This is a genomic window from Halalkalibacter sp. APA_J-10(15), from assembly GCF_023017105.1.
Taxonomy (GTDB): domain Bacteria; phylum Bacillota; class Bacilli; order Bacillales; family Bacillaceae_D; genus Halalkalibacter.
The window spans coordinates 1-255 of the sequence record NZ_JALKEV010000104.1 but is presented as its reverse complement, the minus strand read 5'-3'; the positions used below and the strand labels follow the sequence as shown (position 1 = coordinate 255).

The following is a 255-nucleotide window of genomic DNA, read 5'->3' as shown; positions in this document are numbered from 1 at the left end:
AAGAAGAAGATATACATAGGATGTACAAGCAATTAGAAGGCATTTCAAAGGAAATAGATGCGATTATAAAGAGTGTCTCGGATATAACTTCGGCACAATCTCCTTCGTTTTCGAATGTGATGAATCGAAAAGAAGAAACAGTGGAAGTGACTTCAGATGTAACGGAACAATTAGTCGCTTTTACGAAAAGAGGAAAAACAGACCATCATCACGTTCAAGAGGTCATGGCTGAAATAGAAGTGTTAATGAAAGCGG

The 255-nt window shown here is 37.6% G+C and carries 1 protein-coding gene; it reads left to right on the top strand.

Features of this window, described 5'->3' with window-relative positions; translation table 11 throughout:
• Positions 1–20: 20 nt before the first annotated feature.
• Positions 21–255 (top strand): hypothetical protein (locus MW695_RS23320; protein WP_247107632.1); only part of this gene is annotated, 235 nt, incomplete at its 3' end.